Here is a 25,216-nt window from a genome sequence, read left to right on the forward strand (position 1 = left end):
TCAACAAATATATTTTTTTTAATTGACAATTCCAAGAAATATCCCGAAAAATATTTGTCTCAGAAGCGCATGTACCTATTGTTTTGAACCGGGATTCCGAGCCTCTAAAAAAACAAAAATTAGAGAAAAAGATTTGGCCGTTTATACAAACAGCCGTACCTTTAACCTCTATAAAATGTTAACTTAATTTCAATATTTTGCTATGACAAATGCGTTATTCTGGCTTGTACCCATCTCTTCGGTACTGGCTCTACTCTTTGCTTGGTATTTTTATAAGCAGCTGATGAAAACCGACGAGGGAACCCCTCAGATGCAGAAGATTGCGCTCCACGTGCGTAAGGGAGCCATGTCTTACTTGCGTCAGCAATACAAGGTCGTCGGGCTTGTTTTCCTGGTTCTGGTCGTTTTGTTCTCGATTATGGCCTTCGGGTTCGGGGTTCAGAACAAATGGGTTCCGGTAGCCTTCCTCACCGGCGGTTTCTTCTCGGGCCTGTCGGGCTATCTGGGCATGAAGACAGCCACTTACGCATCGGCCCGTACGGCCAATGCCGCCCGCACCTCGCTCAACAGCGGCTTGCGCATCGCCTTCCGCAGCGGCGCCGTCATGGGCCTCGTGGTAGTGGGTCTGGGACTGCTCGACATCTCGTTCTGGTATCTGCTGCTCAATGCCGTGATTCCCGACGAAGCCTTGAACCCGGCGCATAAACTCTGTGTCATCACCACCACCATGCTTACCTTCGGTATGGGAGCCTCTACCCAGGCCCTCTTTGCCCGTGTGGGTGGCGGTATCTACACCAAAGCCGCCGACGTAGGTGCCGACCTCGTGGGCAAGGTCGAAGCCGGTATCCCCGAAGACGACCCCCGCAACCCGGCTACCATTGCCGACAACGTGGGCGACAACGTGGGCGACGTGGCCGGTATGGGCGCCGACCTCTACGAGTCGTATTGCGGCTCTATCCTGGCCACCTCGGCGCTGGGTGCCTCAGCCTTTATCGGTGCGGGTGAAACCGAAATGCAGATGAAGGCGGTCATCGCCCCCATGCTCATCGCCGCCGTAGGCATTCTGCTCTCCATCATCGGTATCTTCTCGGTACGTACCCACGAAGATGCCAAGATGAAAGACCTGCTGAAGTCGCTTTCGTTCGGTACCAACCTCAGCTCCATACTCATCGTATTTGCCACCTTCGGTATTCTGTGGGCTCTGCAACTGCAAAACTGGGCCCTGATAGGCGGCTCGGTAGTGGTGGGTCTGCTGGTGGGCATCATCATCGGACGCAGCACCGAATATTACACCTCGCAATCGTACCGCCCCACCCAACGCCTCTCCGAGAGCGGTAAGACCGGCCCCGCCACCGTCATCATCTCGGGTATCGGTCTGGGCATGATTTCAACGGCTGTCCCCGTCATTGCCGTGGTAGCCGGTATCATCCTCTCCTACCTCTTTGCCTCGGGCTTCGACCTGAGCAACGTGACCCTGGGCCTCTACGGTATCGGTATCGCAGCCGTGGGCATGCTCTCGACGCTGGGTATCACTCTGGCTACCGACGCCTACGGTCCCATTGCCGACAACGCCGGCGGTAACGCCGAGATGAGCGGCTTGGGCGAAGAAGTACGCAAAAGAACCGACGCCCTCGACTCGCTGGGCAACACCACCGCCGCTACCGGCAAAGGCTTTGCCATTGGCTCGGCCGCCCTCACGGGTCTGGCTCTGCTGGCCTCGTACATGGAGGAGATTCGCATCGGTCTGACCCGCATCGGCGAGACCGTCCTCGAGTTTGCCGACGGCACTACGGTGATGATCAGCGAAGCCTCGTTTACCGACTTCATGCGCTACTACGACATTACCCTGATGAACCCCAAAGTGCTCTCGGGCATGTTCATCGGTTCGATGATGGCCTTCCTCTTCTGCGGATTGACCATGAACGCCGTAGGTCGTGCCGCCGCACACATGGTCGAGGAGGTGCGCCGCCAGTTCCGCGAAATCAAGGGCATCCTCACCGGCGAGGCCGAACCCGACTACGAACGCTGCGTGGCCATCTCGACCCAGGGAGCTCAACGCGAAATGGTCGTACCCTCGCTGCTGGCCATCGTGGCTCCCATCGTGACGGGATTGATATTCGGTGTATCGGGCGTGGTAGGCCTGCTCATCGGCGGCCTCAGTGCCGGCTTCGTGCTGGCCATCTTCATGGCCAACGCCGGCGGTGCCTGGGACAATGCCAAGAAATATGTCGAGGAAGGTAACTTCGGCGGCAAGCACAGCGACGTGCACAAGGCTACCGTCGTGGGCGATACCGTGGGCGACCCCTTCAAGGATACGTCGGGCCCGAGCCTGAACATCCTCATCAAGCTGATGAGCATGGTAGCCATCGTCATGGCCGGTTTGACCGTGGCCTGGAGTCTGCTGTAAAAGCAATCGTTCATAACCATAACCCCGAGAGGCCGTACCGGAAATTCCGGTACGGCCTCTTCTGTTTACCGATGAATACGAAATATTCTCATCCTCCACTGATAGATTCGCGGCACAAGAGCCCTCTCTTATTCCAAACGGCCCCAGCTGTCGCCTACCCTCTTCGAGGTACAGGATGCCGACAGCCGGGATTGGTATCTGCTCGATACTCACGGCTACATAGTCGAATAGATTTTGACACACCAACGGGAACGACGATAAACGGTTTCCCGCCTTCTTCTCTTTCTTGAGCAGGGCTGTACAGGGGGCTATCGGCCTCGGCACAGCCCTCGCTCTGTTTCCATTTCAACCTCGAGCCGCCACATTCGGGCTATCTTTTAGCTGCAAAATATAGGGCGTTGAAATAAAAATCGCTATTTTTGCAAATGTCGAAACACACCTCGACATACAAGGACAAAACAAGAAAGGGATCATATTTCATACCGTGGGACTATAGACCGGGCTATGAAACACAGACAGTTCAAAGCGAACAGAAATGACAGATAACCAACTGATACAATCACTGATTGACCGGGACGAACGCATCACGCAGCAATTCTTTTTTCAGAACTGCCGACCGCTTTTCAAGAAGGTCATAAGCCTGGTATTCTCCTATCCGGTCGATTACGATGAATTTGTCAACGAGTTTTACCTCTACCTCATGGAAAACGAGGCCTGCCGCCTCAAACAGTTCCAGGGCCGGAGCTCCATCTACCAGTGGTTGAAAACCGTGGCCATACGCTACTTTATCCACAAACGCGACTGCCTGATAGATATGGAACCTCAAGAGCCTCTGTTAGATAAGACCCCGGTCGACGAAACCGTCGACGAGGAAAAGAGGCTGACGTCGCGACTGGACCTGGAATATCTGCTGGCCCGGATGACCAACAAACGTCAGGTCTACGTCATCAGAGAGCTGGTACTGCACGATGCCGAACCCCGCGAGGTGGCCCTCGCCCTGCAAGTGACGGTAGATAATCTATATAACATCAAGAAACGGGCTATTGAGGCGCTGACTAAAATAGCCATTAACGAAGCAGAAAAGTATGAAAAAAGAAGCGACCGATAACAACTACATATCGTCCGAACTGCTGGCGGCCTATCTGGACGGGAGAGCTACGGCAGCCGAGAATGAACGTGTGCTCAAGGCTCTGGCCGAGGACTCCCGGTTGCGCGAGGTCGTGAAAATAGCACAAGCCGTTGACGAGCCCGAGAGCTTCGAAGCCGACGAAATCGACCTCCTGCCCATGACGGCTCTGGCCGCTTCGTGTGGCGACGAGAACTATTGCTGCCTCGAGTGCGAAACCTATATCCTCAACCGCCACCCAATTGCCTTCGACGAAAAAGAGTTGTTGGCCGACGCCGTGCGCAACAAGTGGCAGAAACCCGACGGCACCCCGCTGCACCACATCGGGCGGCATCTCGAGCGATACGGCCTGTCGGTGACTCGCCGCTACCAGTGCAGCCTGTCGGACATCGTCGCCGCCCTCGACGCCGGGTGCGACGTGATTGCCGCCGTCGACGGAGGCGAACTGCTGGGCCACCCGAGCGACGAACTGGCCGAAGACCTCTTCGTCGGGCAGATACCCGACCACACGGTGGTAATACTGGCCTGCGATACGGCGCAGCACACCATCACACTCCACGACCCCAACAGCTCCCGGCCAAGCGACAGCTACCCGACCGAACAGTTTATGAACGCCTGGGCCGACTCCAAATACTATTTGGTAACCGCAACCAACGACAACAGCATGAACCAATATACACCCCACCCCATCGACCTTACCGATGTAGTGCTGGACGACGATTTGAACGACCTGCGCGAAGCCATCGCCGAGAACGCCCACGAAATCTGGGCCGAGAACCGAAAGTCCGAAGGCTGGACCTACGGTCCGCAGCGCAACGACTCGCTGAAGCAGACCCCCGACATGGTGTCCTACGGGCAACTGCCCGAATCGGAAAAACGGTACGACCGCGAGATGGCCATGCAGACCATCAAGCTGCTGAAAAAGCTGGGCTACGACCTCATCAAACGGGAAGATACCGAGCTCTATCAGGTACTCAAGCGCCGCATACAGGAGTCGAAGCTGGAATACCGCTGCCCGCAATGCGGCAACACGGTCTACCGCCACCAGCACTTCTGCGACCAGTGCGGCACCCGACTCGACAACATCACGTGGGATAAGGACCAAGAAGACCAAGAGTAATGAATCTCGACGAAAAAACTAAAACAGAATGCCATGATTAAAGCATCAGAATTCATACATCCCGAAGATGCGGCGGCCCTCCGCCAACTGGAGAGCATCCCCGGGTTCCCGGCCCTGGCCAAGAAAATACTGGAACTGGGATACGAGAAACTGCAATACGGAATCAATATGGCGTCGACCATTAGACTGTCCGACAAGCAGTTGCCCGAGCTCTACCGTCACCTGCCCCCGATATGCGAGCGGCTGGGTATCGCCGAACCCGAGTTCTACCTGCAAATGAATCCCAACCCCAACGCCTATACCTCGGGCGACACGCGCATATTTATCGTCGTGACATCGGGGCTCGTAGAGATGATGGACGACGAAGAGCTGGATGCCGTGCTGGCTCACGAATGCGGCCACATACTTTGCCGCCATGTGGTCTACAACATGGTGGCCCAATATGTATCCATGGGGCTCGATGCCCTGGGCATACTGGGCTCCATTGCCAAACCCATTGAATATGCGCTGCTCTACTGGAGCCGCAAGGCCGAACTTTCGTGCGACCGATGCGGCAGTATCATCACCTCGCCCGAAGTGGTAGCCCGCGTCATGGCACGACTCGCCGGGGGCCCGCGCGCCATCACCAACCATCTGGACCTGGAAGAGTGGGCCAAACAGGCCGACCGATACGACGAGATTCGCAACGACGGCCTGTGGAACAAGGCTCTGCAACTATCGGTAATCATGGGGCAAGACCACCCCTTCAGTGCGGTGCGTGTGCGCGAAATACTCCGGTGGGGAAAGAGTGCCCAATACCGTCACCTCATGCAAAACCTGAAGGCCGAAGCGTCGGGGAAACGATGCCCGAAATGCAACAAGCCGGTTTGCCTCGAGTGGGCCTACTGTAAATACTGCGGAACGAAATTAGGATAAACCATCAAATAAAAAGGCTATGTTTTTCAACGAAAAGGGAATACTCAATATCGACGAAATGGTCGCCAACAACGACTCTTTCAAAAGAATCATGGAAGATAACACCGTCGACGAAAACGAAATCAAGGAACAATCGGACAAAGTAGTAGCCATGCTTCACCAAATGGAAAAAGAGTTCAGCGAAGAGCAGCTGCTCAAGGTCAAAGAGCTGTTGGTCGAGACCAGCGTACTCTATGCCATATACAACTATTACTCCATCCAACACCTAAATCAGTAACTACCATGGGAACTTTTTGTACCAAAAAGATATTATACGGTTCTACCGCATTGATTCCAGCCATCGCCAACAGCATCCGGGAAAAGTTTCAGAACGACGGTTACGAGGTGGCCATGGACGCACTCAGCAGCGGAGGCTACGACATCTCCATCACCAAAGGCAACATCTTCAAAGCCGTGCTGGGCATGAAAACCGCGCTGAAAGTAACCTTGCTTCCCCAAGACAACAACATCCATTTCGAAGCCGGTGTGGGTATCTGGGGACAACAGGCTATTCCTACCGTCATCTCGATGCTCTTTTTCTGGCCAGTCCTCCTCACCCAAATCTGGGGGATGGTCGAGCAGGCCCAACTCGACAACCGGGCCCTGGACATTGCCAACGAAGTGATTGCAGCGCACAGCCACGAGTCCGGTATCGGGAGCGATCAGAAATTCTGCACCTCCTGTGGAGCCCCCAACCCCGGGTCGGCCAATTTCTGTTGCAGCTGCGGCAAACCTTTATAACAAACAGTTGACCCTCCTCGGAAAAAGCGGGCGCTTTGTCAGCCAAGCAGGCTTCGCTTTTCTGCAGGAGGGCAGCTTCCTTTTACCCCCAACGTCTCACGGGGGCGAACCAACCGGCGACACGGGTTGTTATAGGTACAGTTTCTAATCTAAAAAAACAGAAGTCCTATGGCAAAAGAAAGTGTTGCTATCTTGAGTGGAAAAATCGACGTGGTAGAGGTCCTCGCCGAGTTGAATGCCGCCTTGTCGGAAGAGTGGTTGGCCTTTTATCAATATTGGGTAGGAGCCCTGGTCGTGAAGGGCACGATGCGGGGCGACGTGCAACGCGAATTTCAGGCGCATGCCCTGGAAGAGTTTGAACATGCCCGCCTCCTGGCCGACCGTATTGTCGAACTCGAAGGAATGCCGGTTCTCGACCCCAAGCAGTGGTTCGAGTTGGCTAAGTGCCCCTACACGGCTCCGACCGATACCGATGTCGTGAAACTGCTGAAACAGAACGTAGCCGGCGAGCGGTGCGCCATCCTGCGCTACCAGTCCATTGCCTCGCTCACCGACGGAAAAGATTTTACCACCTGCGATATGGCCAAGCACATCCTGGCCGAAGAGGAAGACCACGAACAGGAGTTGCAGGACTTCCTCGACGATATTGCCCACATGAAATCGTACGTGTCGAAACAATAATACTCATATTTAGGATAACAAGCAATGCAAAGGCAGCCCCCGGGAAACATCGCGGAAGGCTGCCTTTATCATTCTGTACAGGGAGGCGACGGCTCAACCCTGCGGCGGGTTGGCTGCCGGGATTCCCTGCCCCCCGGCCTGTGCGGCCAGAGCAGCCGCCTGTGCCTGACTGGCCGCCTGTGCCTGCTCGAGCTGACTTTGCCGAATCGACTGCAACAGCTTGTCGGCAAAGGGGAAGGAGCCGTTCTCGAGCAACATCTCGAGCGAAATTTTCCCACCCCGGAACAGCTCCATGAGAAACTCGTTCGAGGCCAAACGCAAGGCCGGAGTCGAGAGGGTCTCGGCAATCGAGAGGTCAAACTCGGTGTTACGCACCTCGGCAGGTGTATAGGTCGAGGCATCTTTCCCGGCACTGCTCCCCGCGATGGTCTGGTAACGGGCATCGGTGTAGAACTGCTGGATGGTCTTCATGATCTTGATGTCGCGATCTTCGCGGAAGGTCTTGAACGACTCGAAGAGGTCGAGCAGGTTGGTCGACGAGTATTGCACCTGCTGCGAGTAGAGCGAGGCCGGTGTGCCCGAGTTCGGAGCCTTTCCCTGCATGGCCCCGTGCACCCCCGAAATATCCTCGAACAGCCGCATCTGCAACGACAGCATCTCATAGGCTCCCACCTGCGTGGCGTTGACCGCAATCTGCTGCGGCATGGGCGACCCGGGCCTGGGGCGGAACAGAATGATGCCGTTGTACTTGGTCCACTCGTCGGCAATATCCTCGATGGTCATGCCGTCGGGTATCTGGTCTTCGGGGAAAAGCAACACCCCCTTGGCACTCGAGCCCATGATGAAGTCGATCATCGTAATGAGGCGGTTGATGTACCGCTGCTGGTCGATGACATCCTCGACAAAGGCATGCACCTCGCCGTCGACCAGCGGGTAGAGCTTGAACACATAGGGGTGCTCGCCATGCCAGTAGGGCGTCTCGCCCTCGTCGAGCAGGTCGCCCAACGGCGAGAAAAACCGGTAACGCCACGTCTGCTCCACCCCCCACTCGGTCTCGATCAGAGGTACCGACTCTTCGGCGATACCGGCCTCGCGCGCCGCCCGCTTGCGGGCCTCGTTCTCCTGCTCGACCACCTTTGCCTCGGTAGCCGGCAAGCTGTAATACTCGCCCGAAGCAAAATCGTGACAGTTCAGCGCCTCGCGGCTCTCGAGCTTCCACACCTCGATTACCCGGCACATCTCGGGCACCGAAGGCATGTAGAAGTCGAGCCGGTCGACACTCCGCGTCGTCAGGTTCTCGAAGTTGTGACGTGCCGTCTCGGTATCGGCCTCGGAGTAGATGTTGCGCAGCTGTACCGCCCGCTCGCGCGACCCGAAAGCAAAGCGCGATATGACCTCGGCAATGGTCATGTCGTGCAGCTCGCCTATGAGCGTGCAATCCCAGTGCCGGCTATCCTCCATCGCGTTGAAGAAGATGCGGTTGGGGTTAATCTCGTCAATCCACACATCGGTCTTTCCCCGACGGTATCCGTAACCGATTTTCTGGAAACAGATGCCCGAGATAAGGAACTCCTCGAGGGTGCGGCTGTCGAGCTCCTGCAAGCGGTTGTGCTGGTAGGCATACTGCACGGCAGTACTCATCAGCTCGCCCAGACTCTGCTCCTTCCGGTCGCGCGCCACACACACCGGCTGAGTCTGGTTGTTGCGGAACTGCCCCAGCACCGACTTGACCATCTGGCGAATGAGGTTATTCTTCAACGGCACCTTACCCTGCTGGCGGATATACTCCTCCTCGGTCATCACCCGCCCGTCGGGCAGTTTTATCCGGTCGTTCCACTGCCGGCCATAGGTATAGTCCCGGTTTCGTTTTCGTTTGAGCCTGAAGTGATCGATCTCCTCCCAGGCCTTCTGCGCCTGCAACAGCACCGGGTAGTCGGCCCGTTCTATCTCGCCGCTCGGTTTGCGCCGGCCGTTTTTCCCCGCAGGCGGGGCTTTGTACGCATGATTTGCCATATTCGGTCTTGTTTTTTAGTTCGCTGCAAAGAAAAGCACGACGTGCCCCCCGTTTATGGCATCGTGATACAAAAGGCACTGTTCCACCTGTTTATAAGACATACTTCCGAGATTTCGCACGGTATATCCAAAAAGGGCTGAAAAAATATGACAAAATGTTGCAGGAATCGTTTTTTTAATCTCTATATTTGTTATCGTGTCGATGCGGGCGGCAGAGCTCCCCTCCCCGGGGAGTGCGGTCGTTGTTCTCCCCGCAGCGGGAAATCAAACAAAATACCCTCTGGAGAACCGGGTATAACAAATTAAAAAGCTATGAAAAAAATTTTGCTGGCGGCAATTGCTGCCGTAGTGTGCGTAGGCGGAGCTTTTGCACAACTCTCCATGGGTCCCAAAGTAGGCCTTAACGTAAGCTCAATAACGGGCGACGGTTCCCAATACCGGGCCGGCGTGAATGTAGGCATCTTTGCCAACTACCGCATCAACAGCCTGTTTGCCATCCAACCCGAGTTCCTCTACTCGATGCAGGGCAGTGCCTTCGACGATGTCACCGTCCTCAACCAGACAATCGAGTCGAGCTACACCTCGCACTACATCGACATCCCGGTACTTCTGAAAATCTATCCCTGGCAGGGCCTGAACGTACAAGTTGGCCCTCAATTCGGATTCTGTGTCGACGATGAATATAAGCTGAAACTGGGAGGGAAAGAGATTTCGAGCAACGACCTCAAGCAATACGGCTACGACGAGAAGGCCAACGCCTTCGACTTTGCCATTGCCGTAGGTCTGGGCTACGAATTCGATTTCGGCATGACCATCGACGCCCGCTACAACTGGGGCCTCACCAAGATTTACGACGATGACAAGGCCAAGAACAGCGTATTTATGATTTCGCTGGGCTACAAGTTCGATTTCTAATCACTACCCTCAACGATACAGCAAGGGGATATGTTGCAGATAGCAATCTCGACATATCCCCTTGCTCATATCTACGTATGAATCTCTGTCCATAAATAGCCTCTATTATTGCTCATAGAGAATACATTGCTCGTGAAAGCGCTCACGAATATTGAAAATTATGGGAATATACTATTGAAAATTACGGGGATTTTGTAAATTAGTCCCCAAAACTTATTCCTCATGTACTACCAAAGACTCATCGAAAAGGAGATAGAATTAAAGTTAAGGACATCGGGGGCCGTAGTTGTAGCAGGTCCCAAGTTCTGCGGTAAGACAACAACTTGCATGCGGTATCAAAAGAGTTTTGTAAAACTAAATACCAGGCAAGCCATCGCCATGGCCCGGATGAATCCCAAAGCCGTCTTAAAAGGAGAGACACCCCGATTGATTGACGAGTGGCAAAAGGCTCCAGATATATGGAACCAGATTAAAGATGACCTGGACTACGACTATCAATTCGGGAAATATATTTTAACCGGCAGCTCTACACCTGCCGATAAAACCGAAGTACACCATAGCGGAGCCGGTCGAATAACTCCGGTGAAAATGAGACCGATGAGCCTATGGGAATCTCAAGAATCAAAGGGAACGGTCTCGCTGTCGGATTTGTTTGAAAAAGGCAGGAATTTCCCCTGGGACCTCAATACCGATTTCACGCTCGACGATGTCGCATTTTTGATTTGCCGCGGCGGTTGGCCCATCTCGGTTTTGGCTGACAAAGAGATAGCCATAGAGATTACCAAGAACTATTACAATGGACTCTTTGTTTTCGAAGACTGCGAAAACGAACGGTTTCGGAACAAGAAACCTGAAGTTCTGAAAATGATTCTGCGAAGTTATGCACGGCACATCTCCACCGAGGCCGCTATCTCTACCATCATTGCCGATGTGCGCCAAAGCAACGAACGCACCATGGATAGCAAGACTTTCGACGATTACATGGAAGCATTGAAAGACCTCTACATCATCGAGGATATTCCCGCCTGGAACCCCAATATTCGCTCAAAGACCTCTATCCGCAGCACTCCAACGCGCCATTTCATCGACACCTCTATTGCATGCAGAGCATTGGGGATAGGGCCCGAGGATTTGAAACGAGACTTGGAAAGCTTCGGACTGTTTTTCGAAGATTTCGCAGTTCGGGATTTGTCGATATATGCCAATGCTTTAGGAGGACAAGTAACCCATTACCGAGACAATGCCGGACTGGAATGCGATGCCGTAATTCATCTCGAAGATGGACGATGGGGGGCCATCGAAATAAAACTCGGAGGCGATACCCTTATCGATGCCGGGGCAAAATCGCTGAAAACGCTACGCAACAAAATCATAGGAAAAAGCGACGAGAAAGCACCTGATTTTCTGTTGGTTCTGACTTCGGTCGGAGGTGCATATCAACGGGAAGACGGCGTTTATGTAGCTCCCATAAATCTGCTGAAGCCCTAATACCCATACCTAATATAAGTAAGAGAGGCCATGTTGGTATTCCCCGACATGGCCTCTCTCCTTATCTAAACCAAATTTACCATACTTTATCCATAGCAGATCTCGCCCTTTTCGTTGCGATACTCGTCGAAGCTCTTGTTGTACTGGGTCATGGCACGCAGGCTCATGCCCATGCTCGAGAAACCACCGTCGTGATAGAGGTTCTGCATGGTCACCTTGCGGGTGAGGTCCGAGAACATCACGATACAGTAGTCGGCACACTCGTCGGCATCGGCGTTGCCCAGGGGCGACATGCGGTTGGCAAAGTCCATCAGCGACTCCATGCCCTTGACACCGCTGCCGGCCGTCGTCATCGTAGGCGACTGCGAAATGGTGTTGATGCGCACATGCTTCTCCCGACCGTAGATGTAGCCGAAGCTGCGGGCTATCGATTCCAGCAGCGCCTTGGCATCGGCCATGTCGTTATAGCCGAAAAGCGTACGTTGGGCTGCCACATACGACAGAGCCAAAATCGAGCCGTACTCGTTGATGGCATCCATCTTCTTGGCCACCTGTATCATCTTGTGAAACGAGACGGCCGAAATATCCAGCGTCTTCGACAACATGTCGTAGTCCAGATCGTCGTAAGGACGTTTCTTTCTCACGTTAGGCGACATGCCTATCGAGTGCAATACAAAATCGATTTTACCTCCCAGCACCTCCATCGAGCGGGCGAAGACCTTCTCCAGATCCTCTACGTTGGTGGCATCGGCCGGAATAATTTCGGCGTTCAGTTTTTCCCCCAAAGCGGTTATCTCGCCCATGCGCACAGCCATGGGTGTGTTCGAGAGCGTAATCACAGCCCCCTCCTCTACCGCTTTCTCGGCGACTTTCCACGCAATAGACATCTCGTTCAATGCGCCGAAGATTACGCCTCTTTTTCCTTTCAATAAATTATAACTCATATATTTTTCGTTTAGGCACAATCCTGCACAGTTTGCACGAATGTGTGCCGTTTTGCGGCTGCAAAGATAAGACTCTTTTTGCAAACGCAAAACAAAACCACTCAATTTTGTTAAGCCCAGATAGCAATTCGGCCAGGCAATGCCGTCAATTTCCCATCGGCAAAGGGTTGCGACTTTCATATTGCCCTACCCCACAGCTCTTAAAAAAATACATTTTTTTTCTAAACCACTTTTCAAACAAAAAAACCAACCGTATCAGAAATTTATGCTTATATTTGTGTCGTGAAATCAACCAAATAATAACTTTTATATACACACAACCATGAGTAAACCATATGTTGTAGGTATCGATATAGGCGGTACCAATACAGTATTCGGGATTGTCGATGCCCGCGGCTCTATCTTGGCCACCGGGTCTATCAAAACTCAGAAATATACCGAGATTAACGACTATGTAAATGCTTTGTACGAAGAGTTGTCGCGCCTTTTGGCTCAAGAAAACGTAACCGACCAGATTGCCGGTATCGGTATAGGAGCCCCCAACGGCAACTACTTCACCGGGAATATCGAGTTTGCACCCAACCTGCCCTGGAAAGGTGTAATTCCTCTGGCTCAAATGATGCGCGAGCGATTCAATATCCCCGTAACCATTACCAACGACGCTAATGCCGCCGCTATCGGCGAGATGACCTACGGCGCTGCCCGCGGTGTGAAAGACTTCATCATGATTACCCTCGGAACCGGCGTAGGTAGCGGCATCGTTATCAACGGTCAGATGGTATACGGCCACGACGGATTTGCCGGAGAGCTGGGCCACGTAATCGTACGTCGTGGCAACGGCCGTCTCTGCGGTTGCGGTCGCACCGGCTGTCTCGAGGCTTACGCTTCGGCTACGGGTGTAGCCCGCACGGCTCGCGAATTCCTCGAAATCCGCAACGACGAGTCGTCGCTGAGACAACTGCCCATCCAGGACATCACCTCGAAAGATGTTTACGACGCTGCCGTATCGGGCGACAAACTCTCGCAAGAGATTTTCGAGTACACGGGTAAGATTCTGGGCGAGGCTTTTGCCGATTTCGTAGCCTTCTCGAGTCCCCGTATGATTGTGCTCTTCGGTGGTCTGGCCAAATCGGGCGAACTCATCATGCGTCCTATCCGCGAAGCCATGGAGCGCAACTTGCTTCCCATCTACAAAGGCAAAGTCAAAATCGTTCTTTCCGAACTGAAAGAGAGCGATGCTGCCGTATTGGGTGCCAGCGCACTGGGCTGGGAAGCCAACTAAGAAAACACCTACTGAACCGATAAAGAAACGGGGAGATGCCGACAACGACATCTCCCCGTTTCTCTTTTTATACCGTCAAGGGCTTATGCCCCTTGTTGTTTCTGCAAAGCCTCGTGCATGGCAGCGGCAGCCCTGCGGCCATCGCCCATGGCCAGAATCACGGTAGCCCCGCCCCGCACAATATCGCCTCCGGCATATATATCGGGAATCGACGATTGCAACGTGTCGGCATTGACCACTATCGTACCCTTGGGCGTCACCTCGAGGCCATCGATAGCATTGGGCACCAACGGGTTGGGCGATACACCTACACTTACAATCACCTCGTCGACATCGATCGTCTCGATAGCACCGGGAACAGGTACCGGCGAACGGCGCCCCGACGCATCGGGTTCGCCCAGCTCCATCTTCTGGAGCTTCATCTGGCGCACGCGTCCCCGCTCGTCGCCTATATACTCGATGGGGTTGTGCAGCGTGAGGAACTCTACCCCCTCCTGCTTGGCATGGTGCACCTCTTCCTGACGGGCCGGCATCTCGGCTTCGGAGCGGCGATAGACAATCATCGCCCGGTCGGCACCCAGGCGGCGGGCCGTACGCACCGAGTCCATGGCCGTGTTGCCACCGCCTATCACAGCTACCCGATGCCCCTTGTATACCGGCGTATCGCTCTCGGGGTTGGCAGCATCCATCAGATTCACCCGCGTGAGGTATTCGTTGCTCGACATCACCCCGTTGAGATTCTCGCCGGGGATATTCATGAACCGGGGCAGTCCGGCACCACTGGCCACCAGGATGCCCTTGAATCCCATCTCGTGCAGGTCGTCATACGAGAGGGTTTTGCCCACGATGCAGTCGGTCACAAACTCCACGCCCATGCGACGCAGACTATCGATCTCGACATCGACGATGCGGTTGGGCAACCGAAACTCGGGGATACCGTATTTCAACACCCCGCCAATCTCGTGCAACGCCTCGAATACTGTCACCCGATAGCCCCGCTTGGCCATATCGCCGGCAAACGACAACCCGCAGGGACCCGAACCTACCACGGCAATCTTGATGCCGTTGTCGGGCTCCATCTCGGGCAGAGCCACCTCGCCCGAGGCCTGCTCATAATCGGCCGCAAAGCGCTCCAGATAACCGATGGCTATCGGCTCCTTCTTCAACTTCTGCAGATAGAAGCACTTCGATTCGCACTGACGCTCCTGAGGGCACACACGGCCGCACACGGCCGGCAGGGCACTCGTCTCTTTCAGCGTGCGGGCCGCCGACAGAAAGTCGCCCCGCTCTATATTCTTAATAAACTTCGGTATATTGATACCCACCGGGCACCCCGTCATGCAGAGGGGCTCCACACAGTCGAGACAACGGGTAGCCTCCAGCACGGCCTGTTCGGGCGTGAGGCCCCGATTCACCTCTTCGCGGTTGGTTACACGGTAGGCCGGGTCGAGCTCGGTCATTTTCACCCGCGGAATATCGGTACGCTCCTTGGCTTTCTTGCTTTTGCGGAGGTTCTCCCTCCACTGTTCGGCACGTTGTGCCGCTAACTCTTCTTTATTCATACGCTTAACATCCCTCCTCTCTTTTATTCCACATCTTTATACGACGACAACCGCATGAGCAGCTCGTCGAAATTGACCTGATGGGCATCGAACTCCGGCCCGTCGATGCAGACGAAACGGGTCTTTCCCCCCACCGTGATACGGCAGGCACCGCACATGCCGGTACCGTCGACCATGATGGTATTGAGCGAGGCCACCGTAGGAATATTGTATTTCTGGGTAAGCAACGAGACAAACTTCATCATCACGGCCGGCCCGATGGTCACACACAGGTCCACCTTCTCGCGCTTGATTACCTCCTCGACACCCTGGGTCACCAGACCCTTCTGACCATACGAACCATCATCGGTCATGATAATCACCTCGTCGGAGTATTTGCGCATCTGCTCCTCGAGAATAATCAGCTCTTTGGTACGGGCAGCCAGCACGGTAATCACCCGGTTGCCGGCTGCCTTCATGGCCTCGACGATAGGCAACAGCGGGGCACAGCCCACACCGCCGCCGCAGCACACCACGGTGCCGAAACGCTCGATATGCGTCGCCTTGCCCAACGGGCCTACCACATCGGTAATATAGTCGCCGGGATTGAGGGCACACAGCTTGGCCGACGACTTACCCACAGCTTGTACCACCAACGTGATGGTGCCGGCCTCGACATCGGCCGAGGCAATGGTGAGCGGAATGCGTTCGCCCTTCTCGCCTACCCGCACAATCACAAAGTGACCGGCCTTGCGGGCCCGGGCAATGAGGGGAGCCTCTACCACCAGTTTTACCACTTTTTCCGAAAAGTGTTCTTTCGCTACAATCTTATTCATGATATATCCTTGTAATCTCTTTCCTAAAGAATCCTACCTCAAAGTTGCTAATTTTTTGGCAAAACTGCTGTATCCCGAGCCAAAATTATTCTCCATTTTCAGATAAAACAACACAACCCGCACTCGCATAACAAACGAAGGGAGGGCTACCTTACGGCAGCTCTCCCTTCAATAGGTTTTATAAGCAATCGATTATTCGCCCACTTTGTAAGCCGTGATTTCACGAACACCGGGCAGACCGTAGTTGGCTTTCTTCAAACCTTGAACATAGATAGTCATACCGATACGATCGGGGTTTCCTTCCAGTTTAGCCTCGTTTCTCAAAGCCTTGGCAGCATCGGTATCGTTCAGTTTTACCAAGATACATTTCGTACCGTCGGTTTCGGCAGCATCGTCGGCAATAAATACCTGGCTGTAACCCGTGAAGGCAGCAGCACCGGCCCATTCGATGTCACCGGCAGCCTGAGCCTCGGCAAACGATTCGTAGAAAGTCTTCGAGGGGCTGTTCTTGATGCAACCTACAATGTGGCCTTTCACGGCAAAAGTCGAGTTGTCGGCCTGAGTGAGAGCCTCAGCTACACTGATGGCTTTCGACCAGTCTACATCGGGAGTAGGCTCGGGCTCTTCGCCACCACCTTCACCCATAAAGTGCTCAACCTGAGCGCGACCGAAGGCGAAGTCGTCGATGCAGTAAGTCGTCGAATTGCTGTTACCGCCTTGTGCTACATAACGGAAACCGATGTAAACGAGGTCACCTTTGCCTTCGAGGCTGATATCACCCGAAGCCACCCAGCCTTTGAAGTTACCGCCGGGGTTGGTCGAAGTAGCCAAAGTTACATTCAGTTTCTCTTTGCTCGAAGCGGTCGATTTGGGCTCGTTCAGTACATATACCTCGAGCGACGAAGTGCTTTGCCAGTAAGCGCCCTCGCTATAGAACGAGAATACTTTGTTGGCAGCATCTTTCACATTCAAGGCAGGCGAGATCATCCACAACTCGTAGGTCTTGCCGGCATTCTTGTCGCTTTTGTCGTGAGCCGTAGCCTGGATGTATTTCTCGGTTACACCTGCCGTGCTGTTATTAAAGGTCTTGCTTTGCCAGGTACGGTCGTCGTCAACCGGCGAAACAATCTCGTGCGTCCAACCCGGGCAGAGCTCGTTGATGGGAGTATAGTCTGCCTCGATGTTGTTGAACTGATAGATGGTATCGGTAATTACGACAGAGGGAGTCGTAGTAGGTCCACCACCATTACCGCCTCCACCCAAGCCGGGGAGTACATCGTCATCGCTGTTCGAACAAGCGGAAAATCCGGCAACCGTCATAGCTGCCATAAAAATCCATGCAAATTTTCTCATTTTTTTCATATTTAAATTATTTGAGGTTATTGTATCATAGTATCATATTGATTATTCGGGAAATTCAAAGCCCTCGAGGTCGGCAAAGGGGTTGTCGAGCGAGCGGATGGTCAACTGCCACGAACCGGCATAGGCTGCATTGTCTTGGAACCAACCTACGATGGCCGTGATGTCGCCGCGGTTATCCGAACCGAATACCGGGAGACGACGGTCGGCAAAGCGGGCATACTCGCTGGTCGAGATGCTTACGCTCGTGGTGTTGCCGCTATCGTCGGCAATCTCGCGCGAGCGGGGGAAACCGATGTTGTACTTCTTGCTGCTGTCGTAGGTAGCCGGTGCAAAGGTGGGGTTCTGACCATATTTGGCCAAAGCCGTCGTCACACCCTGTCCGTCGGTGGGGAAAGGATATACCACGTCGTTCAGTTTCTTGCCGTCCGAATCGTAGCCGGTAAAGTAGGCATTCTTGATTTTTACAATCTTGAAGTAGCCATACTTATCCAGTTCGGTAATCTGTTTCAGGGTCATCTCCTCGATTACGATTTTCGAGGGGTCGGGGTTGCCGATTTTCTGGATATGTTTCATAGCCAGCGTGTAGGGAATACGACCCGGCTCTTCGCGTATCTTGTTGTCGTTGCGGTATCCGCGCACACCCAGTTGGGGAGCACCGGCATAGCGGCCCAATACCAGGCCGTTGCAGCGGATGGCTACCACCTGACCGATGGGGAGCATACCCGACAGGCTGCCGGCATCGACCGACACCTTCAGACAGGTGTGGTCGTCCTCGAGGCTCTGAATCACAAAGTATTTATACACGTTGCCGGCACGGTCGTCGGTGATGATGCGGCCGCGCACCACGATGTCGTTGGGCGAATCGATCGTGTCGATTGTAAACAGCCCCTCTTTCGTATCGAAGTTCTCGATAAGGTCTTTGATGGTCACCGTCTGAGCCCAAGCCTCGGCGCTGCCCTCGGGCACGGTGGCAATCTCCTCGGGTATGGCATCGAACTCTTTTTCACACGCCGTAAACATCGTCAGGGCGAGCAGTACGGCTCCGATATATTTCAGTTGTTTCATATCTATATCTCTTGTATGGGTTGATTAAAATTTGAAACCTACGTTGAGGAACATGTTGAAGCCCCAGGCGTAATAGTATTTGTTGGGGAACTTGTCGACCGACTGAATATCCTTGGTCACGCTCTTGTTGTCGCGGCTTACACGGCCCTGTTGATAACCGCCGGTTATCATGCCGGTGTTGTTGAGGATATTGTTCAGGCTCAAGTTGATGTTGAGCTGTTGCTTGCGGTTGTTCAGGTAGATGAGTTTACCGATCGAGGCATCGAGCATGAACCCGCCTTTGAGTTTCTCTTGCGAACCGATCATCTCTTTCTGGTTGTAGAGCTTCACGATGTCCGAACCGTCGCCACCCGATACGTTTTGCAGCAGCACCGGTTTGCCCGTGTTCTGGTCGAATCCCCATACCATCGAAGTCTGTCCGTTCTTGTCGATACCGATGATGCGGTAACCGTTGTAATATTGCTCCAGACCTACCTCGTTGGGGTATTTGCCGCCATACATGTTCATGTGGGTGAAACGCGAGGGCGAGAAGTCGAGGTAGTTGTTGTCGAAGTACGAGAGAGTCACATCGGCAAACCACATCTTGGGGTGGAAGTAGTCGATGGTGATGCTGGCGGCCAGTTGCGGACCGTTGCTCACATGCAGACCCTCGGTGTATACCCGCTCGGTGTAGTCGGTCGAGGGAGCACGGCCGTCGACAATCACGGGCAACTGCTCGGTGAAGAGGTTCATGCCGTTCTCGGCGCTCATCGTACCCCAGCAGTTGTTGGTGTATTTGTAGCTGGCATAGGTACCGGCAGCCGACACGGTGAAGCTGTTGTTGAGTTTCACGCTCACACCGGCCTCGACACCCATGTGACGTTTGTTCACGCCCGAGAGGGTGTGGTTCACATAGGTACGGAACTCGTCGTGGTAGTAACCCGAGCTCTCCACTCCATCGCGGAACTCGGTGAAGAATGCCGTTACACGACCTTTTACCACCGACGTATTCAGTTGATAGGTGAGGTCGCCCGAGAATACCTTCTCCGACTTCAGACCCCGTATCTGCGTATCCTTCACACGGGGAGCCACATAGGCATAGCCGGCCAGCGGGGCACGCGACTCGGCCAGAGCGTTGAACGACAAGCGGTTGTGACCGTCGATCTTATACACGATACCGGCCTTGATACTGGGATCTACAAAATAGAGCTGTTTGCCGAAACCTTTCGACTGGGCACCGATAACCTCGGCACGACCGTTACGCATCAAACCTTCGCGTTGGAACGAGGTGTAGGACAACCGTGCGGCATAGTAGATGTCGAAGAGCGGTAACTTCCAGTCGTTCTGGGCAAATACCGAAGCCTTGATGACGTGCATGTTGTAGTTGTAACCGAATACGTCGCCCTTGCGCACAGCCTTGTTGGGGTTGTCCACATCGTTTTGTATGATGGTGAGGTTGTCGGTAAAGTCGCGCTCGGCAAACTGGTCGATGTCTATCCACTGGTTACCGCCCAGCAGGTCGTCGATGGTCTTGTAGTGCATGCCCTTGGCATACTTGGCCTCAACGCCGGCAGTAAGTTTCAGCTTGCTGTTCAGCTGGTTGGTATAGAGGAAATTCAAGGGAATCTCCATCAAGTCGTTGTGACGACGTTCCAAAATGTACTTGGCGCTACCGTTGGGGTTCACCACGTTGTTGGTGTAGTTGGCGCTGTACATGGCATCCCAGTTGATTTGCGTAATGTCGGGATCACCGGCACGCCACAGGTCGGCCAGTTGGTTGGCCAGGTCTTTGTTTACCTCGCCATAGTAGGCGTTATATACATCGTCGGGACCGTTTACACCCAACTGATAGTATTGCCAGCTGGGCAGGTTGCGGTAGTAGTCGGGACGGGGGTCGGGCGCATTGTAGAACGAAATGGCCGAGTTGCTGTACATACTGTAGTGGAAACCCAAGCCGGCAGCCAGGTTGCTGCGGTCGTCGATTTTCCAATCCCAGTTGAAGATAGCGGTGGGGTCGTAGCTGTGTACGATACGCGAGTTGCGTTTCTCGCCGTTCTGATAGCCCCAGTAGGGGTTGTAATAGATACCGCGGTAGTCATAGACCTCTTGCGATACGGCAGCCGATTGAGCCCGTTTGGTAGGAGCACCGAAGGTTGTAAAGGCAAACCGATGATTGTCGAGCACCTTTTCGGCAGCAAGGAAGTAACCGAACGAGTTGTAGAACGTACCCTCGGTGCGACCCTCGTCGGCCCAGCGGTAAACGACCGACCCGGTGAAGGCCCAGCCGTTATCCATGATACCGGTCGAGTGGATGGCCTGTCCGCGCAGTTTGTAAGCACGGTTGGTATAGGCGGCGTTCACGTTGGTACCGGCGGCATAGCTGGTGGCGCGGGTGTTGATGTTGGTCGTTCCACCCAGCGAACCGAAGGCATAGCCCGGCATCTCGAGACCGTTCACAGCATCCTTGTTACGCATGGCGTTGTTCAAGCCACCCAGACTCGAGTAGTTGAAACGACCACGCTCCAGGTCGTTGAAATTAACCCCGTTGATATAGGTCGACGACTCCCGTTGCTCGTAACCGCGCACATTGAAGCGCATGGGGCTGTAGGAGTAGCTGGCAGCCTGCAGATAGACATCGTCGGCTGCACCCGACAGATACGAAGCCGATTGGGAAGCAGCGCTGCCCTCTTCGTCGAACATCGACTCGTCGAGTTCAAAGATATTATCCTCGAGGGCCTGTTGGTTGAGCGACTCGTCGGCACGCTTTTCGTCGAGCGTCATGTTCAGGGTATTGTCTCCCTGCTCCACTACATAATCGACCGAATGAACCTTGTAGTCCGCAGCTGTAAAGACAACCGAAACGGCTCCTTCACGCACTCGCTTCAACTCATATTTACCATCCAGATCTGTAATTGCCGACGATTTCCGTATCGTCACTTTCACATTCGCAATAGGTTTGTTTGTTTCATAGTCAACGACAACGCCTCTCACCGTCGCGGCCTGCACCAGGGCAGGTACCAGAAGAAGCAATGCCATCAATAACCATTGTTTACGATTCATTACATCAAAAGGTTTAATTATATATTGTGTTATCTGTATTTCCACACTTCAGTCATCGCCCCGTCCCCGCTGAAAAAATGAGGAGGAAAGGAATTTGCAAATTAAAAGATTATTTTTCATTATACAAACATCTACGAAAGGAATATTTCATTACAATCGTGTTAAATTGTAATCCCTTAGCCCCCTCGTTTTGTGTACAAATGGAAAGTTCGAAGGCCAAATCGATTAAATTTCAAACCCTTAATCTATCACTCTGCCAGGAACCTGCAACTCTATGCACAAAACGGAATCTTATGCATTCTCTTCGGCTCACAGTTTGTTACGTTTCGCCCCGGCACCTTTAGTGGGCCTATAACAATTTATATTTCAAATATTTAAAAATCACGCACAACAGATTTCCGCCTCCCGGTATCCTGGTTTCTTCTCATTTGTAGCAGAGATTTATCCCCAAAAATTTCGCATATTTCCCAAATTGAACTATCTTGCAGCCCATTTAATCCAAAATTGAAAATTTCAAAAACAAAAAAATTTCACACACGCTATGAAAAAAATAGGACTGTTGCTACTTGCCGTATTGTTATTGGGCTCGACTGTTTCACAAGCTCAAACGCCAAAGAAACACTTTGCCATATACGCCGTAGCCTTCTACAACCTCGAAAACCTGTTCGACACCATCAACGACCCCGCCACAAACGACGAGGAGTTTACCCCTTCGGGCTCTTACCGCTGGGGCGGATTGAAATACCGCAACAAACTGAACAACCTCGCTTTTGCCATCAGCAACTTTGCCACCGACAACACCAGCCCCTTCAAGCTGAAAAACGGCCCGGCCGTAATCGGTGTTTCCGAAGTGGAGAATCAACAGGTGCTCGAAGACCTCATCCACACCGGCAAGCTGGCTCAACGCAACTATGGTATCGTGCACTACGATTCGCCCGATGCCCGGGGTATCGACGTGGGCCTCATCTACGACAAAGACCAGTTTACGGTCGAGTCGAGCAGCAGTGCCCGACTCCACTCCCAAGAGTTCCCCAACCTCCTCACCCGCGACCAACTGGTGGTATCGGGCCGCTTGGCCGGTGAGCGCGTGCACTTCATCGTAAACCACTGGCCCTCTCGCCTGGGCGGTGAAAAACAGTCGAGCCCCAAACGCGAGGCCGCTGCCGCTCTCACCAAACATCTGGCCGACTCGCTGCTGGCTGCCGACCCCGATTCGAAGGTCATCATCATGGGCGACCTCAACGACGACCCCACCAACAACAGCTGCAAGGTGGTACTGGGCGCCAAGAAGAAACAACAGGAGGTGAAACCCGGCGGATTCTTCAACACCATGTGGGAGATGTACGACCGCGGTATCGGCACACTGGCCTACAACGGTGCCTGGAACCTCTTCGACCAGATTATCATCTCGTCCAATCTGGTAGGGAAAGACCGCTCGACCCTGAAGTATATCCGCTCCGAGGTCTTCAACCGCGACTTCCTCAAACAGAAAGAGGGCAAATACAAAGGGTATCCTCTGCGCACCCACGCCGCCGGTGCCTACCTGAACGGTTACAGCGACCACTTCCCCACCCTCATCTACCTGGCCAAAGAGGTAGAATAATTTCTCCCGACTCTCCTATATAATATATAGTATGTAGTATGAATACACGAAGAGCCGCAGCGTCGCTGCGGCTCTTCGTGCTTTTACCGTCATACCGGGTCTGCTGTCACAACGCCACGCGACGAGCTACCCGTCGGTCGTGCGACGAAAGAGCCACGATATAGATGCCCGATGGATAGTCGCTCACCGGTATCGACACCTGCGTCTCGCCCGAGAGATAGTCGCACCAGAGCACACGTCCCGAAAGGTCGAGCAACTCGACCACCTCGAACTCACCCTCGGCACAGGTAATCTCGAGCCGGTCGCCCTGGCGGGCCATGCGCCAACTATCGTTATCGATTTCGTCCACTCCGCTGTAACAGGGGTCGTTGGCAGCATCGGCCGTGGCATACTCTACCGTACCGTCGGGAGCCTGGGCATAGACCAGCCGGTCGTGCGTGTCGAAACCACTCGTTTCGCCCGAGCAACCCGGTCGCAACCAGTCGCCCTCTTCCACACCCAGCCCCTCGATCCACAGCACCGAGCCATCGGCCCAAAAGCGTTGCCGCAAGGTATTGCCCACCTCGATGGTATCAATCCGGCTGATGGTAGAGTTTACCTGAGTTTGGGTCATCCAGTCGAAGTGAGCCACCGCCTCGCCCACCTTGACCCCGAAGTCGTAAATCAGAAACTCGTGGCTATACAGATTCTCGACCGGCATCAGCTCCTGGTTAAAAGTGATGTAAACCTTCTTGTCGGCCTCGCGCACAAAGGCCAGGTTCTCGTCGGCCGTAGGTTCACAGCCCTGGAAGGTATAAAACCGCTTGTACGACTCGCCGTTCACCACGGTGTCGCCCTGAATGAGATTGCGGTAATAGCTCTTGCCAAAGAGTTCTTGAGAATAGCCCCACTCGGCACCGTCGCGTACCAGGGGCACATAGGCATACTCGGCCGACTGCGCCAGCCCCATCGAGCCCCACACGAGGGCCCACCACATGATTTTTCGCATAACTACACTATATTTTAGATTGGGTCTAATGTACCGTTGGGGTAAATTTACACCATATTCACAAGAATACCTACCCCATGCCCCCTTTTTATCAATCTGGCTTTAAACTCTTTTCAAACAAAAACATTGCGTTTATCGCCGGTTTGGCATTACTTTGCAAAAATTTCCCAAAAGAGGTATTGTCCATGTCACCCAAAGCAAAGACTTATATGCTGCCCACGGCCATGATTGCCGGGAGTGTAGCCGGCTATCTGTTCCCCCGGGCCATTGCCTACTGGGCCACCCTGCTGGCACCCTGCCTCATCTTTGCCATGCTGCTGGTCACCTATTGCAAAATCTCCATCAAAGAGCTGAGCATCAAACCCCTGCACTGGGGGCTACTCTCCATACAGATTATCGGCGGGCTTATAGTCTTCGGAGCTCTCTACTTCTGGGACCCCATCATTGCCGAAGGTACCTTCATCTGCCTCTTCTGCCCTACGGCGACGGCGGCCCCCGTCATCACCGGCATGCTGGGCGGCAGCGTATCCACGCTGGTCTCCTACAGTCTGGTCAGCAACCTGGCCGTGGCATTGCTCTCGCCTCTCATCTTTGCCTTCATGGGTGTACATGCCGACATCTCGTTTGTCGACTCCTTCCTCATCATCTGCAGCAAGGTACTGCCGCTGCTCATCTTGCCTCTGGTCATCGCCCTCGTACTGCAACGATTCTTCCCCCGCATACACAACGAGTTGAAGAACCGGCAGGCCCTCTCGTTCTACATGTGGGCCGTATCGCTTTTCCTCGTAGTGGGCAAAGCGGTCACCTTTATCATCGAACAAGGTTGGGAATCGGTACCTTTCGAAATTGCCATCGCGCTGCTTTCGCTCGTGGCCTGTGTAGGGCAGTTCTATCTGGGTCGTAAAATCGGCGGGAAATATGGCGACAAAATATCGGGAGCCCAGGGTCTGGGTCAGAAGAATACGGTGCTGGCCATCTGGATGGCTCTGACTTACCTCTCGCCCATCACCTCGATAGGTCCAGCCTCGTACATCATCTGGCAAAACAGCATCAACAGCTACCAGCTCTACCTGAAAGAGAAACGCGCAGCGGCCCACCGATAACCGTCACT

Annotated in this window: 20 protein-coding genes; 12 read left to right on the forward strand and 8 right to left on the reverse strand. The window is 53.8% G+C overall.

All coding sequences use genetic code 11. The features are described from left to right. The first annotated feature begins 202 nt into the window (after positions 1-202). The 7 genes from NW211_RS00320 to NW211_RS00350 all read left to right on the forward strand — a co-directional run bounded on the left by NW211_RS00320 (position 203) and on the right by NW211_RS00350 (position 7,029). A complete protein-coding gene (locus tag NW211_RS00320; RefSeq protein WP_087408115.1) occupies positions 203-2,407 on the forward strand; it encodes a sodium-translocating pyrophosphatase in 2,205 nt (734 codons plus the stop codon). A gap of 535 nt (positions 2,408-2,942) precedes the next feature. Further along, a complete protein-coding gene (locus NW211_RS00325) occupies positions 2,943-3,515 on the forward strand; it encodes an RNA polymerase sigma factor (protein WP_258326472.1) in 573 nt (190 codons plus the stop codon). Beyond that, entirely contained in the window at positions 3,493-4,653 is a 1,161-nt protein-coding gene (locus tag NW211_RS00330) for a RyR domain-containing protein (protein ID WP_241147803.1), read from the forward strand. Before NW211_RS00325 ends, NW211_RS00330 begins: the two co-directional genes overlap by 23 nt. A 33-nt stretch (positions 4,654-4,686) precedes the next feature. Next, on the forward strand, positions 4,687-5,568 hold the full coding sequence (locus NW211_RS00335; RefSeq protein ID WP_258326475.1) for a M48 family metallopeptidase: 882 nt from the start codon (positions 4,687-4,689) through the stop codon (positions 5,566-5,568). A 19-nt stretch (positions 5,569-5,587) separates the two neighbouring features. After that, a complete protein-coding gene (locus NW211_RS00340) occupies positions 5,588-5,845 on the forward strand; it encodes a hypothetical protein (RefSeq protein ID WP_087408118.1) in 258 nt (85 codons plus the stop codon). 5 nt (positions 5,846-5,850) lie between these two features. Continuing rightward, positions 5,851-6,348, forward strand: a complete 498-nt coding sequence (locus NW211_RS00345; protein ID WP_206422474.1) for a zinc ribbon domain-containing protein — start codon at positions 5,851-5,853, stop codon at positions 6,346-6,348. A 168-nt stretch (positions 6,349-6,516) separates the two neighbouring features. Next, positions 6,517-7,029: a ferritin-like domain-containing protein gene (locus tag NW211_RS00350; RefSeq protein ID WP_087408119.1), complete on the forward strand. Its 513-nt coding sequence runs from the start codon at positions 6,517-6,519 to the stop codon at positions 7,027-7,029. 93 nt (positions 7,030-7,122) lie between these two features. Here NW211_RS00350 and NW211_RS00355 read toward each other — a convergent pair whose 3' ends face one another. After that, entirely contained in the window at positions 7,123-9,042 is a 1,920-nt protein-coding gene (locus NW211_RS00355) for a hypothetical protein (protein WP_206422475.1), read from the reverse strand. Between the two features lie 312 nt (positions 9,043-9,354). Here NW211_RS00355 and NW211_RS00360 point away from each other — a divergent pair, with 312 nt between their 5' ends. Further along, positions 9,355-9,957, forward strand: a complete 603-nt coding sequence (locus NW211_RS00360) for a porin family protein (RefSeq protein WP_258326476.1) — start codon at positions 9,355-9,357, stop codon at positions 9,955-9,957. 222 nt (positions 9,958-10,179) lie between these two features. Beyond that, positions 10,180-11,445, forward strand: coding sequence for an ATP-binding protein (locus NW211_RS00365; protein ID WP_087408121.1), 1,266 nt, complete (start codon positions 10,180-10,182; stop codon positions 11,443-11,445). A gap of 86 nt (positions 11,446-11,531) precedes the next feature. Here the strand turns inward: NW211_RS00365 and NW211_RS00370 are convergent, their stop codons facing one another. Next, a complete protein-coding gene (locus NW211_RS00370; RefSeq protein ID WP_258326478.1) occupies positions 11,532-12,389 on the reverse strand; it encodes an enoyl-ACP reductase in 858 nt (285 codons plus the stop codon). A gap of 322 nt (positions 12,390-12,711) precedes the next feature. On the opposite strand from NW211_RS00370, the gene NW211_RS00375 reads away from it, so the two are divergent. Then, positions 12,712-13,671 (forward strand): ROK family protein, encoded by a 960-nt coding sequence (locus NW211_RS00375; RefSeq protein ID WP_375379559.1) that lies wholly within the window; start codon positions 12,712-12,714, stop codon positions 13,669-13,671. Between the two features lie 83 nt (positions 13,672-13,754). On the opposite strand, the gene gltA is transcribed toward NW211_RS00375, so the two are convergent. The 5 genes from gltA to NW211_RS00400 form a co-directional block, all read right to left on the reverse strand. After that, entirely contained in the window at positions 13,755-15,233 is a 1,479-nt protein-coding gene (gltA, locus tag NW211_RS00380; RefSeq protein ID WP_087408124.1) for an NADPH-dependent glutamate synthase, read from the reverse strand. A gap of 23 nt (positions 15,234-15,256) precedes the next feature. Then, complete coding sequence (locus tag NW211_RS00385) at positions 15,257-16,048, reverse strand: sulfide/dihydroorotate dehydrogenase-like FAD/NAD-binding protein (protein ID WP_258326483.1); 792 nt, start codon at positions 16,046-16,048, stop codon at positions 15,257-15,259. 192 nt (positions 16,049-16,240) lie between these two features. After that, entirely contained in the window at positions 16,241-17,401 is a 1,161-nt protein-coding gene (locus NW211_RS00390) for a DUF6359 domain-containing protein (protein ID WP_258326484.1), read from the reverse strand. A gap of 51 nt (positions 17,402-17,452) precedes the next feature. After that, positions 17,453-18,475, reverse strand: a complete 1,023-nt coding sequence (locus NW211_RS00395) for a DUF5689 domain-containing protein (RefSeq protein WP_087408127.1) — start codon at positions 18,473-18,475, stop codon at positions 17,453-17,455. Positions 18,476-18,499: 24 nt separating this feature from the next. Next, complete coding sequence (locus tag NW211_RS00400; protein WP_258326489.1) at positions 18,500-21,490, reverse strand: TonB-dependent receptor; 2,991 nt, start codon at positions 21,488-21,490, stop codon at positions 18,500-18,502. 565 nt (positions 21,491-22,055) lie between these two features. On the opposite strand from NW211_RS00400, the gene NW211_RS00405 reads away from it, so the two are divergent. Further along, a complete protein-coding gene (locus tag NW211_RS00405; RefSeq protein WP_087408129.1) occupies positions 22,056-23,117 on the forward strand; it encodes an endonuclease in 1,062 nt (353 codons plus the stop codon). Between the two features lie 106 nt (positions 23,118-23,223). Here NW211_RS00405 and NW211_RS00410 read toward each other — a convergent pair whose 3' ends face one another. Continuing rightward, entirely contained in the window at positions 23,224-24,105 is an 882-nt protein-coding gene (locus NW211_RS00410; RefSeq protein ID WP_258326490.1) for a T9SS type A sorting domain-containing protein, read from the reverse strand. A 185-nt stretch (positions 24,106-24,290) separates the two neighbouring features. On the opposite strand from NW211_RS00410, the gene NW211_RS00415 reads away from it, so the two are divergent. Then, entirely contained in the window at positions 24,291-25,208 is a 918-nt protein-coding gene (locus tag NW211_RS00415; RefSeq protein WP_087408131.1) for a bile acid:sodium symporter family protein, read from the forward strand. The last annotated feature ends 8 nt before the right edge of the window (positions 25,209-25,216 follow it).

Origin of the sequence: Barnesiella sp. ET7 (genome assembly GCF_024733785.1) — a bacterium.
Lineage (GTDB): Bacteria > Bacteroidota > Bacteroidia > Bacteroidales > Barnesiellaceae > Barnesiella > Barnesiella merdigallinarum.